Origin of the sequence: Mammaliicoccus sp. G-M28 (assembly GCF_022386595.1) — a bacterium.
Taxonomy (GTDB): Bacteria; Bacillota; Bacilli; order Staphylococcales; family Staphylococcaceae; genus Mammaliicoccus; species Mammaliicoccus fleurettii.
On the sequence record NZ_JAJNIF010000006.1, the window covers coordinates 114,189 to 129,461 of the forward strand.

General features: G+C 30.1%; 15 protein-coding genes. 11 read left to right on the forward strand and 4 right to left on the reverse strand.

Annotated elements, in window-relative coordinates:
• Positions 1 to 46: 46 nt before the first annotated feature.
• Genes recX through LQ609_RS07700 form a run of 4 tightly spaced genes read left to right on the forward strand, consistent with a single transcriptional unit; the run spans position 47 to position 3,497 of the window.
• Positions 47 to 850 carry a recombination regulator RecX gene (gene recX / locus LQ609_RS07685; RefSeq protein ID WP_078358479.1) on the forward strand — a complete coding sequence of 268 codons (804 nt, stop codon included), beginning with the start codon at positions 47 to 49 and terminating at the stop codon, positions 848 to 850.
• Entirely contained in the window at positions 843 to 1,160 is a 318-nt protein-coding gene (locus tag LQ609_RS07690; protein ID WP_078358480.1) for a YfhH family protein, read from the forward strand. The genes recX and LQ609_RS07690 overlap by 8 nt, the downstream gene beginning before the upstream one ends.
• A gap of 12 nt (positions 1,161 to 1,172) precedes the next feature.
• A complete protein-coding gene (locus LQ609_RS07695) occupies positions 1,173 to 2,720 on the forward strand; it encodes an ABC transporter ATP-binding protein (RefSeq protein ID WP_239734537.1) in 1,548 nt (515 codons plus the stop codon).
• 9 nt (positions 2,721 to 2,729) lie between these two features.
• Positions 2,730 to 3,497: an ABC transporter permease gene (locus LQ609_RS07700; RefSeq protein ID WP_078358482.1), complete on the forward strand. Its 768-nt coding sequence runs from the start codon at positions 2,730 to 2,732 to the stop codon at positions 3,495 to 3,497.
• Between the two features lie 81 nt (positions 3,498 to 3,578).
• On the opposite strand, the gene LQ609_RS07705 is transcribed toward LQ609_RS07700, so the two are convergent.
• Positions 3,579 to 4,553: a metal-dependent hydrolase gene (locus LQ609_RS07705; protein ID WP_107509723.1), complete on the reverse strand. Its 975-nt coding sequence runs from the start codon at positions 4,551 to 4,553 to the stop codon at positions 3,579 to 3,581.
• Between the two features lie 93 nt (positions 4,554 to 4,646).
• Between LQ609_RS07705 and mutY the strand changes: the two genes are divergently transcribed.
• The 4 genes from mutY (at position 4,647) to LQ609_RS07725 (ending at position 9,773) form a co-directional block, all read left to right on the forward strand.
• A complete protein-coding gene (mutY, locus tag LQ609_RS07710; RefSeq protein ID WP_078358484.1) occupies positions 4,647 to 5,678 on the forward strand; it encodes an A/G-specific adenine glycosylase in 1,032 nt (343 codons plus the stop codon).
• An 81-nt stretch (positions 5,679 to 5,759) separates the two neighbouring features.
• On the forward strand, positions 5,760 to 6,308 hold the full coding sequence (gene ntdP / locus LQ609_RS07715) for a nucleoside tri-diphosphate phosphatase (RefSeq protein ID WP_078358485.1): 549 nt from the start codon (positions 5,760 to 5,762) through the stop codon (positions 6,306 to 6,308).
• Between the two features lie 67 nt (positions 6,309 to 6,375).
• The gene (locus LQ609_RS07720) at positions 6,376 to 8,115 is read left to right on the forward strand and encodes an ABC transporter ATP-binding protein (RefSeq protein ID WP_078358486.1); all 1,740 of its coding nucleotides are present in this window, start codon (positions 6,376 to 6,378) and stop codon (positions 8,113 to 8,115) included.
• 65 nt (positions 8,116 to 8,180) lie between these two features.
• Positions 8,181 to 9,773 (forward strand): FMN-binding glutamate synthase family protein, encoded by a 1,593-nt coding sequence (locus LQ609_RS07725; protein ID WP_239734538.1) that lies wholly within the window; start codon positions 8,181 to 8,183, stop codon positions 9,771 to 9,773.
• A 67-nt stretch (positions 9,774 to 9,840) separates the two neighbouring features.
• Here the strand turns inward: LQ609_RS07725 and LQ609_RS07730 are convergent, their stop codons facing one another.
• Both LQ609_RS07730 and LQ609_RS07735 read right to left on the reverse strand, forming a co-directional pair.
• Entirely contained in the window at positions 9,841 to 10,935 is a 1,095-nt protein-coding gene (locus LQ609_RS07730; RefSeq protein WP_078358488.1) for an FUSC family protein, read from the reverse strand.
• Between the two features lie 95 nt (positions 10,936 to 11,030).
• On the reverse strand, positions 11,031 to 12,317 hold the full coding sequence (locus tag LQ609_RS07735; protein ID WP_078358489.1) for a glutamate-1-semialdehyde 2,1-aminomutase: 1,287 nt from the start codon (positions 12,315 to 12,317) through the stop codon (positions 11,031 to 11,033).
• A gap of 84 nt (positions 12,318 to 12,401) precedes the next feature.
• Here LQ609_RS07735 and bcp point away from each other — a divergent pair, with 84 nt between their 5' ends.
• The 3 genes from bcp to perR all read left to right on the forward strand — a co-directional run bounded on the left by bcp (position 12,402) and on the right by perR (position 14,350).
• On the forward strand, positions 12,402 to 12,860 hold the full coding sequence (bcp, locus tag LQ609_RS07740) for a thioredoxin-dependent thiol peroxidase (RefSeq protein WP_078358490.1): 459 nt from the start codon (positions 12,402 to 12,404) through the stop codon (positions 12,858 to 12,860).
• Positions 12,861 to 12,865: 5 nt separating this feature from the next.
• A complete protein-coding gene (locus LQ609_RS07745; RefSeq protein WP_078358493.1) occupies positions 12,866 to 13,819 on the forward strand; it encodes a phosphoglycerate dehydrogenase in 954 nt (317 codons plus the stop codon).
• Between the two features lie 78 nt (positions 13,820 to 13,897).
• Positions 13,898 to 14,350, forward strand: a complete 453-nt coding sequence (gene perR / locus LQ609_RS07750; protein WP_078358491.1) for a peroxide-responsive transcriptional repressor PerR — start codon at positions 13,898 to 13,900, stop codon at positions 14,348 to 14,350.
• Positions 14,351 to 14,375: 25 nt separating this feature from the next.
• On the opposite strand, the gene LQ609_RS07755 is transcribed toward perR, so the two are convergent.
• Positions 14,376 to 14,816, reverse strand: coding sequence for a YgzB family protein (locus LQ609_RS07755; RefSeq protein ID WP_078358492.1), 441 nt, complete (start codon positions 14,814 to 14,816; stop codon positions 14,376 to 14,378).
• Between the last annotated feature and the right edge of the window lie 457 nt (positions 14,817 to 15,273).

The window sequence follows — 15,273 nt, forward strand, 5'->3', positions numbered from 1 at the left end:
CAGTGTGTTTTATTGTATCCTATTAATATGTGTGGAGGGATGTAAAGTGCTTAAAATTACTAAAATAGAAGTACAGAAGAAAAATAAAGAACGTTTGAATTTATTTATTAATGATGAATTTGAAATGGGTATTGATCAAGCTACATACATCTACTTTAACTTAAGGAAAGATTTAGAAATAACTAAAAGTAAGTTGCAAGAAATAAAAGATTATGATCAATATAGACAGGCATTAAATCAAGCAATTATATATTTGTCACATAAAAAAAGAACGACACATGAAGTTGAAAAATACTTAGCAGAAAAAGAGTACTCCATAGAATTGATTTCTCAAGTTATAGATTATTGTAAATCAAATAAATACATAAACCACGAAGATTATATTGAAAGTCTAAAAAATACAATATTAAAGACAACTGATAAAGGTCCGGACCATTTCGAAAGAGTAGCAAAAGAAAAAGGACTTGAACCAGAATTGATTTTTACTTATAAAGAAAAATTCGAATTGGAAATGTCTGAAGATAGAATACCTAATATTGCTAAAAAAATAATGCAAAAAAAGAAACAGCCTCCAAATCGACTTAAACAAACAATCGTGCAAACTTTGCAACAAAGAGGCTATGCATTTTCACTAATTAATGAGCATTTAACTGATTTAAATATTGAACCCACATCTGATGATGTAGAAAATATTTTGATGAAAGATTTAGAAAAGGTATATAATAAATATCAAAAGAAATATAATGGATATGAACTCAAATCTCATGTCATTCAAGCTTTAGTGAGAAAAGGGTATACATTTGATATGATTAATGACAAATTAAGAGAAAGTGGTATTGTAGATGAATAACGAAAAGAAATTAGTAGAAATGAATGAATTTGAACTTAAAAATGTAATCGCTGAATATAGGGAAAAGATGAGAAAATCAGAAATGATGGGTATACTTAATGAATATGAAGTATATAAAAGAAAAGCGCTCATAGCAGAAAGTTACCTTGTAGATACTTCGAAAATTGAAATTGGAAAAGTATATGGTTTAGTAGGTGACACACCGAGTTACTTTAAAGTTGAACGTATTAAAGGCGTATTTGCTTGGGGATTTAGATTAAAAGGTTCAAAAATTGAAGAAGGCATTCCTGTAAGTCTTCTACAACTATAATGGTGGTGCAGAATGACACAGCAAATATTACTAAGAGTTGTAAACGCAACTAAATATTACTATGAAAATAAACAACAAAATAAATTTAAATCATTATTTAAATTAAAACATTTAGATAAAAATATTGTGTTAAAGAATGTAACTGTTCATTTATATAGAGGTGAAGTTCTAGGAATTATTGGTGATCATGAATCAGGTAAAGAAATGATTAGTAAACTGATGATTAAAGAAGTTGCACCTAACTTAGGAAAAGTAACAAATAAAGAACAAACATTTTTAGCAGACGTTACTCATAAAGCTAATGATCATCAAACACTTAATGAATTGGTAATTCGGACATTGAGCTTATCAGGAGTTAAATTAGAAGATATCTCAACAATTCAGAAGCAGATTTTAAGCTTTGCTAAGTTAACAGATAAAGGGATAAAGACTTGTAAAGAAATAAACGAAACAGAATATGCACAATTATTAGTTAGTATTGCCAAGTATATGAGACCTACAGTAGCTATTTTCACTAATATTATTCAATATTTAGATGAATCATTTCAAAAAAAATTCAATGAATTTTTGAATGAACAAAAAGAATACGATAGAGCAGCTATATTAATAGATGATCATCTACATTCAATTGAAAAAATGAGTAATTATCTTATTTGGTTAACGTATGGTCAAGTAAGAAAAGAAGGTACCGTAAATGAAGTATTAGGTGCTTATCGTGATTATCAAATGAAATATAATCAAATTCAAGACAAAAATCAAAAAGAATTATATGATCTAAAATGGAAAATCGATAAACAAGAATTACCTGTAGCACGTGGTGAAGGTTATAAAAGGATGCGTAAATATCAATATGGTAGAATTCCGAAATCCATTGAAAAAACAATAGTATATGCTATTACATTTATAATTGGAGCAGTATTTGCAGCATTTTTTATGTTTATAGGAGTTGGAAGTTCACCGACAGATAAAGATGTAGCTACGAAGCAAGTTATTACAACGAATAGTGAACCTAAATACATAGATAAATCAGCATATGTACTTTCTTTAAAGCATGATACTTTACTAACACCTTCATCAAAAGGAAATAAAGTAAAAATTCCACAGTATAGCTTTTTAGATGTTACTGGTGAGAATCAATCAAACTACAGACTTGAAGTAGATAATAAAGCATATATATCTAAGAAAAACAATTTGTATTACTTTAATCCAGCAGGACTTTATGAGGATGTTGACTGGTCAGAATTAGAAGACTATGTTGATGGAAGTTATTTAAACTATATAGATTTTTATAATAGCTTTATGCATCAAGATCATAAGAAAGTTTCAGAAACGATAAATGCTGATAAATCAAATCGTTTCAATGAGCAGATGGAAGGCCAAAACGTGCATATGGTGTTCAATAGTGATAATGAATTAACTGGATTTACTTTTGATATTAAAGATAAGCAAAAGTTAATTAAAAAATTTAATATTTCAAGTGATACTTGGGTAGTAAAATCAAAAGACGGTTATATGATAGCAGATTTAGTAGAAAATAAATGGATATTTATTCAATTGTAGGAGGACTTTATGAACGAATTATTTGAACAGCATATTAAACATTTTCCACATATGATCAAATATTGCTTCTTTGAAGTTAAAAATCATTATAAATATTATTTGTCTGCTTTTGCTATTATGTTACTTCTATTATTAATTACTTATTTTAAACTGTTCGTTACTGATGCAATAGATGTGCAACAATCAACTTCTTATTTTAAATTAGTAGGACTTTTTGCTTATATGTGGATATTTTTATCGCTCTTTAATTCTGAAAAGACAGTTAGAAAACAAGGGGCATTGTACAAACGGTTGTCAGTACCATATTACGTAGGTGCCTCATCACAAGTGTTATTAACGATGCTTATGTTCTTAATAGTCGTGACTTTGACAGGTATTGTTTCAACAAGTACTACTAACATTATAGAAATCAATCATTTAGGTTTCTTTTATTATTTAGTTATGGCTTATATTTTACTAGTGCCAATTGCTTCTATTATTGGATTGCTTGGTAAGTATTTATATTCCGCTAGATTCGTCGTTTTCGGATTATTAATATTATTGCTGTTTATCGTGCCAATCTTGTATGTACCTAATAACATGTATGCAGTATGGGTAAATGTATTAAAATTGAATCCACTATTTTATATTATTAATGGTTTTCAACAATCAATGATTCTTGGAAATGATTCAGTCACGAACTTACCTTATCACATACTCTTTTACTTTGAAGTAGCATTTATCTACTTATTCTGGATAAATATTAATAGAGCATATAAAACAAGATACTTTGAATAGAATATTGATATTAGTAAATTAATTAAATTCAAAAACCCTCTCAATCCAATAAATGTCGGATTGAGAGGGTTTTTATGTCTATTATATTTCTAGCTTTTTCATTAATTTTTCTTCGGTAAATACCCATCCAATATAAGAAGTAGTGACTTTCATATCATCATCTAAATGCAATATTGCCACAAATGGATAGTGGCCATTTTTTAAATATCTTAAATCGATAAATCTAAGTTCAGTTGTTTTTTTATCAATTCTAGTAACTTCCCAGCGATAAATAGAACTAAAACTTAAAAATGATCTTAAATTTTTATCATATTTTGCATATGCCATTATATGATCATTAGGAAATGATTGTCTTTTAAATACATCATTAAAAGCAACATTTCGACCATAACTTCGTCCTACATAATCATGTGTTTCTGTTTGTATAGCTATACGCCACTCCATAAATTTAATTGTAGGCGCAACAAATATTTTTACAGGATTATGCTCTTGTTGTATTTGTTTTAGTGCTTGATTCTTAATGGCTTTTTGTAACATGAAACGGACTACATAATAAAAAGCTAACAATAAATATAATGTTCCAAAGGCTAATCCAGGATGAACACCAAGTGTCCAAAATAAAATGGCAATTAAGTGTGCAACGAAAATAATAGGATCAAATGTATTAATAATACTTAATTGGATCCACTTATTGGATATGGGTCTGAGTGCTTGTGTACCATATGAATTAAAAATATCTACAAAAACATGAAAGAATACAGCAAACTGTGTCCATAACCAAATATGCAATACATCTACATTTGGAAAAATAACAAAAATTAGAAATGTTAATATCAAGGGCCATAATAATGTAAAAGGAATTGAGTGTGTTATACCTCTATGGTTTTTAACATAAACAGCATTATTTTTAAATTTTAAAACTGTGTCAATATCAGGTATTTGTGAACCAACCATTATACCAGTCGCCACTGCGGCAAATGTAGGTGTAACATTAGGATCCAATGTTGCAATACCAGTTAAAGCAACACCCATGACAACGTGTGTACCAGTATCCATAAAAATCACCACTTTACTTTAATCTATATGATATATATTATATATCATAAGTACGGTAATCTGAAAGCAATTCACAAGAAAGTAGTGTCATAGATGATAGAAAAGAATGAATTCAAAGATGATTTGCTTAACTGGTTTCATGAAAATAAGAGACAAATGCCTTGGAGAGAAACCAATAATCCTTATTACATTTGGTTAAGTGAAGTTATGTTACAACAAACACAAGTAAATACTGTAAGACCATATTACAATGCTTTTATAGATAGATTCCCAACAATTCAAGAATTGAGTAATGCTAAAGAAGAAGATGTTTTGAAATATTGGGAAGGACTTGGCTATTATTCAAGGGTTAGAAATTTTCATGAAGCAGTTAAAGAAGTCCAAAATGAATATAATGGAATTGTTCCTGATAATCCAGATGAATTTAAAAAATTAAAAGGAGTCGGACCATATACAAATGCAGCAGTTATGAGTATTGTTTACAATCACCCTATACCAGCTGTTGATGGAAATGTATTACGTGTATGGAGTAGGTTAACTTGCAATCAACAAGATATAGCGTTACCTAAGACGAAAAAAGATTTTGAAGAAGAGTTGCAACCATTTGTAAAAACCGAATCCGGTGATTTTAATCAAGCAATGATGGAATTAGGTGCTACGATATGTACACCTAAGAAAACGCTATGCATAATGTGTCCAGTACAAAACCATTGTTTAGCATTTGCTAAAGGACAAGTATCTGAATTACCAGTTAAAAAGAAAAAAGTGAAGAAAAAAACTATTGAGTATTCAGTGCTCTATATAACGAATAATGACGGAGAAATTCTAGTACGTCAAAGAGATACAAAATTATTAAATGGTATGTGGGAATTTCCAATGTTCGATGCTGAAGATAGCATACATACAATTGAGGAAGAACTTGAAGCGGTTATAGATGTTCAACAAGAACCAATGTTTACAACTAAACATATATTTACACACATGACATGGAACATGAAAATATATAGAGCATATACTCAGAAAAATAACTTTGAGCATCCTTATAAATGGATAAAAAAAGATGATAAAGATAGTTTGTCATTCTCAACTTCCATGACTAAAATTTTTAATAAAGTAAATGAGTAAATTAATAATAAACATAATTTTAGCTTATTTATTTAAATATGATATAATAACTTGGTAAATATTTAAAAGGTGGTGTGGAACATGGTCAAAGAATCCATACCAAAAGAAGGCCAGGTAATTAAAGTACAAAGTTATAAACATGATGGTAATATACATCGTGTATGGTCTGAAACAACAATTCTTAAAGGTACGAGTCATGTTATTATCGGTGGGAATAATCGAACACTCGTAACAGAAAGTGATGGCAGAACTTGGGTAACAAGGGAGCCAGCGATTGTTTATTTCCATGCAGAATATTGGTTTAATGTCATTTGTATGTTCCGTGATGATGGTGTTTATTATTATTGTAATTTATCTTCACCTTTTGTTTGTGATGAAGAAGCTATTAAATATATCGATTATGATTTAGACATCAAAGTTTATCCAAGTGGAAAGTATCATTTATTAGACGAAGATGAATATCGTCAGCATATGAAGCAAATGAATTATCCTAAAGACATTGATGTTATTCTGAGAAGAAATGTTGATATTCTTCAACAATGGATTGAACGTAAAAAGGGACCGTTTGCGCCAGATTTTATTAAAGTTTGGCAAGAAAGATTTCATTCAATTGATAGAAGGAATTCATGAGAATGAAAACGAAACAGCCTAGCAATAGCTAGGCTGTTTCGTTTGGACTATGATTGGGGGAACAGAAATGATCAAAAGGTATTTACAATTCGTTAAACCATATAAATGGCATATTGTAGGTACGATTATCATTGGGATTTTAAAATTTGGAATTCCGTTGTTGCTTCCATTATTAATAAAATATGTAATTGATGACGTTATAAATAATGGAGCATTATCAGTTGGTCAAAAAACAGAAAAATTGGCCTATGCGATGTTAATTATGGGATTTATCTTTGTGGTTTTAAGACCACCAATAGAATATTTCAGACAATATTTAGCGCAATGGACATCAAATAAAATCCTCTATGATATTCGAAAAAAATTATATACACATTTACAAGCACTCAGCTCGAGATTCTATTCTAATAATAAAGCAGGAGAAATAATATCTCGTGTAATCAATGACGTTGAACAAACAAAAGACTTTATTCTTACTGGTTTGATGAATGTCTGGTTAGACTTAGTTACTATCGTAATTGCTTTAAGTATTATGTTTGTGCTAGATGTCAAACTTACTTTTACAGCAATTGCAATATTCCCGTTATTTATTTTTAGCATTTATTATTTCTTCGGCAGATTACGTAGTCTTACGAGAAGAAGATCTCAAAGTTTAGCAGAACTTCAAGGATTTTTACATGAACGTGTTTCTGGCATGTCTGTTATTAAAAGTTTTGCTATAGAAAAAAATGAAGAAGAAAGATTCGACAAAAGAAACCAAAACTTCTTAACAAAAGCAACTGACCATACTAAATGGAATGCTAAATCTTTCGCTGTTATTAATACTGTTACAGATATTGGACCATTACTCGTTGTAGGTGTAGGTGGGCTACTAGTTATTCAAGGTAATTTAACAGTAGGTACATTAGCTGCATTTGTTGCATACTTAGAACAATTATATGGACCATTAAGAAGATTAGTTGCGTCATCAACAACCTTAACGCAAAGTATCGCTTCTATGGATAGAGTATTTCATTTGTTTGATGAAAAGTATGATGTAAAAAATGAAGATGATGCACAAAATATTAACATTAAAGAAGGACATATTTCTTTTGAAAATGTTTCATTCAAATACAATGAATATGAAGACGAGGTACTTACTGACATTAACCTTGATATTCAAAAAGGTGAGACAGTTGCCTTTGTAGGTATGAGTGGTGGAGGTAAATCCACCTTGATCAGTTTATTACCTAGATTTTATGATGTGACTAAAGGAAGTATCAGCATTGATAATCATAATGTAAAAGATTTCACGACTGAAAGCCTTAGAAATCAAGTAGGTATGGTTGAACAAGATAATATTCTTTTCTCTGATTCAATAAAAGAGAATATTTTATTAGGTAAACCAGATGCTACTGACGAAGAAGTCATCGCAGCTAGTAAAAAAGCTAATGCACATGATTTTATTGTATCTTTACCTAATGGTTACGATACCGAAGTTGGTGAACGAGGCGTAAAACTATCAGGTGGACAAAAACAACGTGTTTCAATCGCTAGAATCTTCCTTAATAATCCTCCAGTTCTAGTACTTGATGAAGCTACAAGTGCGCTAGATTTAGAGAGTGAAAAAATCATTCAAGATGCTTTAGAAATATTGAGTTCAGAAAGAACAACACTAATTGTTGCACATAGATTATCAACTATTACCCACGCTGACAAAATTGTAGTGATTCAAAATGGTCAAATTGATGAAGTTGGATCACATAAAGAATTAATGCAAGCTAAAGGTAGTTATTATAACTTATACAATATTCAATCCTTCGGGTAAAATTACAATCTTTCTTACTCTATGCTATTATTAATTTAATAGAGATAGAATAAGGGGGATTTTTTATGACATTTTTAAGCATATTGCAACTGATTGTGAATGTTTTATTTTTTGTAATCATTATAGGTGGATTGATTACATGCATAACGATTTACATTATAGATAAAAGGCAAAAAAATCACAGTGTATTAAGAAATTATCCTTTATTAGGAAGAGTTAGATACTTTTTAGAAATGATAGGACCTGAATTACGTCAATATCTTATATTAAATGATAACGACGGCAAACCATTTTCTAGAAAACAATATTTAAATATCGTTATGCCCGGAAAATATAAAAGCAGAATCGAAAGTTTTGGTTCATTAAGAAAATTTGAAGAACCTGGGTTTTATTTGCAAAATGCTATGTTTCCTGTAGATTATGACGAATTAGAAATTAACCAAGAAGAGTTAATGACTACATATGTTTATAATATTTCGAATGAAGGTCTTTTTGAACGAAAAGAAAAACAAATACAACAAGAAGTAGAACCTTATAAATTATCACATAATAATGAAATAATAATTGGGGAGAACTTGAAATATCCCTTTAAAGTTAAAAGGTTAGTAGGACAGTCCGGTATGAGTTATGGTGCATTAGGTAAAAATGCAATAACAGCACTATCAAAAGGTCTAGGAAGAAGTGGTTCTTGGATGAATACTGGAGAAGGTGGTTTAAGCAAACATCATTTAGCAGGAGATTGCGATATCATCTTTCAAATTGGACCAGGTCTATTTGGTGTTAGAGATAAAGAAGGTAACTTTGATGAAGAAGAATTTATTGAAAAAGCCAATATTGATCAAGTTAAAGCATTTGAATTAAAATTAGCCCAAGGTGCTAAAACAAGAGGGGGACATATTGAAGGAGCAAAAGTTACAGAAGAAATTGCGGAAATTAGAAACGTAACGCCGTTTGAGACAGTGAACTCACCTAATAGGTTTGAATTTTTGCATAACAACAAAGAGTTATTAGAATTTGTAGATAAATTAAGAACATTATCTAATAAACCTGTTGGAATTAAAATTGTTGTAGGTAATATAAATGATTTAAAAGTACTGATTCACGAAATGGTTTCTACAAACATTATTCCAGATTTTATAACGGTAGATGGTGGAGAAGGTGGAACTGGAGCAACTTATCAAGAATTGGTTGATACTGTAGGATTACCACTCTTTACTGCATTGCCAATATTAGATGTAGAATTAAAAAAACAAAAGATAAGAGATAAAGTAAAAGTATTTGCTTCAGGAAAATTAATCACGCCTGACCAAATAGCGATAGCATTAGGTTTAGGTGCTGACCTAGTAAATGTAGCAAGAAGTTTAATGATTAATGTAGGATGTATAATGGCACAACAATGTCATACTAATAATTGTCCAGTTGGCGTAGCTACAACAGACCCTAAAAAAGAAACAGCATTAGTCGTTTCAGAAAAAGAATATAGAGTTTCAAATTATATTGTTAGTTTACATGAAGGGCTGTTTAATTTAGCAGCTGCAGTAGGAGTGAAAAGTCCAACCCAACTCAATGAAAAACATTTATTATATAGAAGTTATAATGGAGATTTGATGAATATCATACAGTACAAGAAATATCTATATAAACAAGACTTAGTATAAATAGAACTCGAAAGAAGTGTTCATCTATAAACTAAAAACAACCCACCATTGATTTGGCGGGTTGTTTTTATAGGTCGAAATCTTCATCTTCAATTTTTATTTCACTATCATCAGGGTGATATTTAAAGTAACTAGATGATAGTTTTTCTAAATGTAATATAGTAGCTTTATAATCTAGCATTGCTGATAGGACTTGCATAACATTCTCAATATAATAGTCTTCTTGATTTGGATTATCTGTAATATCTTTTATAAAGATTTTGATTAAATCTTCTTTATAAGGTTCAACTAAATAATCAGGAACTTGGTCAACTTCATGTTTAGCATTTTGGGATATTCTAACCAATATCTGCTCATGTTGTGCCATCAGTTCATCAAGTTCAAATTTTATTTGGACTTTTATATCATCATTTAAATTATGGATATCATTTTCATAGCGATTCATTTTTCTTAAAACTTCATATGCTCTTCGTGTTGCTGCAATTATTTCTTTGAAAAGGATCTTTTTACGCATTTGAGCAAAAGATTGCTTTTTAGTGTAGGCTCTTTCTTCTTTATAATAAAGATAGAATTGTTCAAGCTTTACTATTCGAGTTCTAATATTCTCTAAGTCTTGTTTTACATAATGAAATTCAGTTGTTCCATTCAAGACTAATCTAAACCATTTGAATATATCTGTTGATATGTTCAATGAATTATAATACATTTTCGTTTCAAATTTAGGTGGTAGAAATGTGAAGTTAACTATAAATGCACTAAGTACACCAATCATTACTAATACAAATCGGTAAAATGCTGATATATAGAAATCTCCTTCATGATGCCCAAGTATAATTAGAGCTGTAACAACTGCTAAGTTTGAAACGTGTTGTAGGTTAAACTTGTATAATATTGAAATAATGATAATTGCTGTTAAACCAATAAATACAACATGGTTACCGAATATAGAAAATATTGTAACAGCAGTTATTGCACCAATAACATTACCTTGAAATTGCTCTACTATCGTTTTAAATGAGCGATAGACGCTTGGCTGCATTGCAACCATTGCAGCTACACCAGCTATTGAAGTTATCATTGCTGGCCCTGGCAGTAAATTTGCTAGAAATATTGCTAGGACAATCGCGATACCAGTTTTAAAAATTCTTGCCCCAAATTTCATAGAACCATTCCTTTTAGTTATTAAAACAGAGTTGTAACAAATATCACAAGCCTAGTATATATTGTTTATACATCGTTTTTAATAACTTTTCAAGTTTATAGTTGAGAAAATGCATGATCAACAGCAATTAATGTCTGTTTTATGTCTGATTCAGTGTGTTCAGTAGTTAAAAACCATGCTTCATATTTAGAAGGAGCCAAATTAATACCTTGGTATAACATTGCTTTAAAGAATTTGGCGAATTTTTCACCGTCAGTATTTTCAGCTTGTACATAGTTTTCTATTTTTTCATCTGTAAAGTAAAGCGTTAGCGCACCTTTAACTCGATTAACTGTAGCTTGAACGTTATGCTTTTGAATTAATTCTAGCAATCCTTCTTCAAGCTGTTGACCTAATTGGTCTAATTTTTCATATACACCCGGTTGTTCTAAGATTTCTAACAATGCGATACCAGCTCTCATAGATAATGGGTTTCCAGCCATTGTACCTGCTTGATATGCAGGACCCAGTGGAGCGACATGTTCCATTATTTCTTGTCTTCCGCCATAAGCACCAATTGGTAATCCACCACCGATGACTTTACCAAAAGCTGTTAAGTCTGGATAAACACCTAATAAATCTTGAGCAGCACCATAATGGAATCGGAATGCCGTGATAACTTCATCATAAATAACTAATCCACCATGTTCGTGAGTGATGTCATTTACAGCTTCTAAAAAGCCTTCTTTAGGTTCAACCATACCAAAATTACCTACAATTGGTTCAACTAATACACCAGCAACTTGATCTCCCCAATGATCCATAGCTTCTTTAAATGCATCAATGTCATTAAAAGGTACAGTTATAACTTCTTGTGCAACACTTTTAGGAACACCAGCTGAATCTGGAGTACCTAGTTGTGAAGGACCACTACCAGCAGCTACCAGTACGAGATCTGAGTGTCCGTGATAACAGCCAGCAAATTTAATGATTTTATCGCGATTTGTAAATGCACGCGCTACTCTTATAGTAGTCATGACTGCTTCGGTACCAGAATTTACAAATCTTATTTTTTCTAATGATGGAATTGCATTACGTAATTTTTTAGCAAACGTAATTTCATATTCTGTAGGCGTACCGAATAAAACACCATCTTCAGCAGCATTTTTAATCGCTTCAGTAATATGTGGATGTGCATGTCCAGCTATGATTGGACCATATGCTTGTAAATAGTCAATGTATTTATTATCGTCTACATCGTAGAAATATGCACCTTTACCTTTTTTCATAACAACAGGTGCGCCGCCTCCAACAGCTTTGTAAGAACGAGATGGTGAATTAACACCGCCTAAAATATATTCGTCTGAAAGTGTTTGTAAATATTCACTTTTTGTAAAATTCATGATATCAACCTCTTTTAATTTAATTATTTTCATTTATATCGTATCATAAAATGAAAGAACTATCGTTTATAAGGAGTGTATATAATGATACAAATAGGTGAGAAATTTCCAAAATTCGAATTAAAAAATCAAAATGGTGAAATTGTTAATAGCGAGGATTTAAAAGGAAGTAAAACTATTATTTATTTTTATCCTAGAGATAACACACCAACTTGTACTACAGAGGCTTGTGATTTCAGAGATAATTTAGAGAGCTTTAATGATTTGAACACTAAAGTTTATGGAATTAGTGGTGATAGTGAGAAGAAACATTCTAATTTCTCAGAAAAGCATAGCTTGAATTTTGATTTGTTAGTTGATGAAGATTACAAGTTATCTGAACAAGTAGGCGTTTATCAATTAAAAAAATCGTTTGGAAAAGAATCAATGGGGATTGTTAGAACAACATTTGTTTTAGATGAAGAAGGAATAGTGATACATACGATTGAGAAAGTAAAAGTCAAAACACAAATAGAAGAATTGAAAAACATAATAAAGGGATGATAATGATGAAAGTCGTTACTTTAATGAGACTAAGAGATCAAGAAGAAAGACTGAAAGAAACATTTCCTAATATAGAGTTTACATTTTATAAGCATCCTGATGTTGCTGATGAAAAAGTGTTAGAAAAAGCAGATGTATTAGTAAGTTATCATACCGAAGTAAATGAAACATTTTTAGATAAGTGCAAAAACATTAAATTGATCGCTTGGTTTGCTACAGGTGTAAATCAATTACCTCTAGAATATATACGAGAAAGAAACATAAAATTAACTAATGCAAGAGGTGTACATGCTATACAAATAGCAGAATTCATATTTGCATATATACTGAATGATATTAAAGTGCTTAAACAATCTTATGAATCTCAAAAGAGAAAAGAGTTTAATCATAAACTTAATCCTGAATCAATAAATGATAAAACGATATTATTTATTGGAACAGGTAAAATACCACAAAGAACTGCAGAAGTTGCAAAAGCATTTAATATGAAAGTAATTGGTATAAATACAACAGGACATGAAGCACCAGGTTTTGATGAAGTATATTCTATAGAAGAAAGACGTCAAGTTTATAAAAAAGCAGATTTCGTAGTGAATGTATTACCTGAAACAGAAGATACTATACATTTGTTGAAAACAGAAGACTTTAAACAAATGAAAGATAGTACGCATTTTATTAATGTAGGTAGAGGCTCTGTTGTATCAGAAGCGGTTTTAATAGAAGCATTAGAAAACAAAGAAATAAGATATGCCTCACTAGATGTGTTTGAAGAAGAACCTTTATCACCTACATCTCAACTATATGATTTGGATAATGTGTTTATAACTGCTCACATAACAGGAAATGATAAAAATAATATAAAAAGAAGCACGGATATATTAGTTAAAAATTTAAATCTAATAAATAATGAAGATGTAGAAGGTTTATTTAATGAAGTTAAATCAAAAGCTGGATACTGATTAATTGTTTGACAAAATGCTACTAAAAGGGATATATTATAAATAATAATCATTATAAATTAGAAGGTGGGTGTAAGGATGCAACAAAATGTTGAGAATGTTGAACACATGTTAGACGATGCTATAGGTACTTTAAGAAGTACAGGTGTTAGAATTACGCCACAGCGTCAAGCGATTCTTCAATATTTAATAGAAACAGATAGTCATCCTACTGCTGATGAAATTTATCAGTCACTTTCACCACAATTTCCAAATATGAGTGTTGCTACAGTTTATAATAACTTAAAGGTTTTTAAAGAGACTGGGCTTGTTAAAGAATTAACATATGGTGATGCATCAAGTCGCTTTGATTTTGAAACACATAATCATTATCATATCATTTGTGATCAATGTGGTAAGATATCTGATTTTCATTATCCGAGGTTAGATGAAGTTGAGCAATTAGCTCAACATGTTACTAGTTTTTCAGTTACTCACCACAGAATGGAAATATATGGTGTTTGTCCAGAATGTCAAAGTAAGAATAAATAAAGAAAAAGCTAAAGGTATTTAACCTTTAGCTTTTTTTCTTTTCTTCATTAGTATCTTCTATTTCTTGTTCCTCTAACTTCTTAGATTTACGTTTGTTATTATAATCTTGATTAAATGCTTTACCTTCCAAGTTCTTATCCAAAGTAAGTGGTTGATTACAGTTTGCACAAATATCTGCACGACCTAACATTTTTGTATAATGATCACAGTTTGGACATTGAACCTGTATTGTTCGCGAACTAAGCATACCAATCCAGAAATAAACGACAAATGATAAACCAAGAGCCAGCATTCCTAGTACTAAGAAAATACTAAATACAATTTGGCTTTTGAAATAGTAAAAGAAGAATACACCTACATACATTACAATCATACCTAAAAAGATTAATCCTAATGCAAAAGATCTTATTCTGTTAATTTTACTAGTAGGTTTCTTTCGAAATAGCTTCAATTCTATTCCCTCCATACTAATTAATACTGATAAAGTATAGCATAATTTCTATTAAAATATATAGTACCTTATAAAGCGAAATAATACACAATTTTGTTTATATAAACCGTTGACGTGTTCAATATATCTTGATATTATATAAAAGTCGTCAAAACAGACAGACGAAACAAAATTAATACATTGTTAAAAAGGTTAATAAAGTGTAAATTTAACGCTTGAAATTAACTAAATAACAATGTAATATAAATTATGCAAGTTGATTGATTCGAAAAAGACATCTTGATAAGATTGGTTGATTCGAAAAAACAAAGTATTATTTTTTAAAAATAATACTTGCATTGATATTTAATAACTGGTATAATTTTTTCTTGTAGCGGTTAAAATGAACATTGAAAACTGAATGACAATATGTCAACGTTAATTCCAATAATTGAGTACTTATAGTACTTCAAAGAGTGATTGGCTTAACCAA

Coding starts and splice junctions, on each gene's coding strand:
- LQ609_RS07690 (WP_078358480.1), top strand. CDS start 843: ATGAATAACGAAAAGAAATTAGTAGAAATGAATGAATTTGAACTTAAA.
- LQ609_RS07745 (WP_078358493.1), top strand. CDS start 12,866: ATGAAAGTCGTTACTTTAATGAGACTAAGAGATCAAGAAGAAAGACTG.
- ntdP (WP_078358485.1), top strand. CDS start 5,760: ATGGTCAAAGAATCCATACCAAAAGAAGGCCAGGTAATTAAAGTACAA.
- LQ609_RS07725 (WP_239734538.1), top strand. CDS start 8,181: ATGACATTTTTAAGCATATTGCAACTGATTGTGAATGTTTTATTTTTT.
- mutY (WP_078358484.1), top strand. CDS start 4,647: ATGATAGAAAAGAATGAATTCAAAGATGATTTGCTTAACTGGTTTCAT.
- LQ609_RS07730 (WP_078358488.1), bottom strand. CDS start 10,935: ATGAAATTTGGGGCAAGAATTTTTAAAACTGGTATCGCGATTGTCCTA.
- LQ609_RS07720 (WP_078358486.1), top strand. CDS start 6,376: ATGATCAAAAGGTATTTACAATTCGTTAAACCATATAAATGGCATATT.
- LQ609_RS07695 (WP_239734537.1), top strand. CDS start 1,173: ATGACACAGCAAATATTACTAAGAGTTGTAAACGCAACTAAATATTAC.
- LQ609_RS07705 (WP_107509723.1), bottom strand. CDS start 4,553: ATGGATACTGGTACACACGTTGTCATGGGTGTTGCTTTAACTGGTATT.
- LQ609_RS07735 (WP_078358489.1), bottom strand. CDS start 12,317: ATGAATTTTACAAAAAGTGAATATTTACAAACACTTTCAGACGAATAT.
- LQ609_RS07755 (WP_078358492.1), bottom strand. CDS start 14,816: ATGGAGGGAATAGAATTGAAGCTATTTCGAAAGAAACCTACTAGTAAA.
- bcp (WP_078358490.1), top strand. CDS start 12,402: ATGATACAAATAGGTGAGAAATTTCCAAAATTCGAATTAAAAAATCAA.
- LQ609_RS07700 (WP_078358482.1), top strand. CDS start 2,730: ATGAACGAATTATTTGAACAGCATATTAAACATTTTCCACATATGATC.
- perR (WP_078358491.1), top strand. CDS start 13,898: ATGCAACAAAATGTTGAGAATGTTGAACACATGTTAGACGATGCTATA.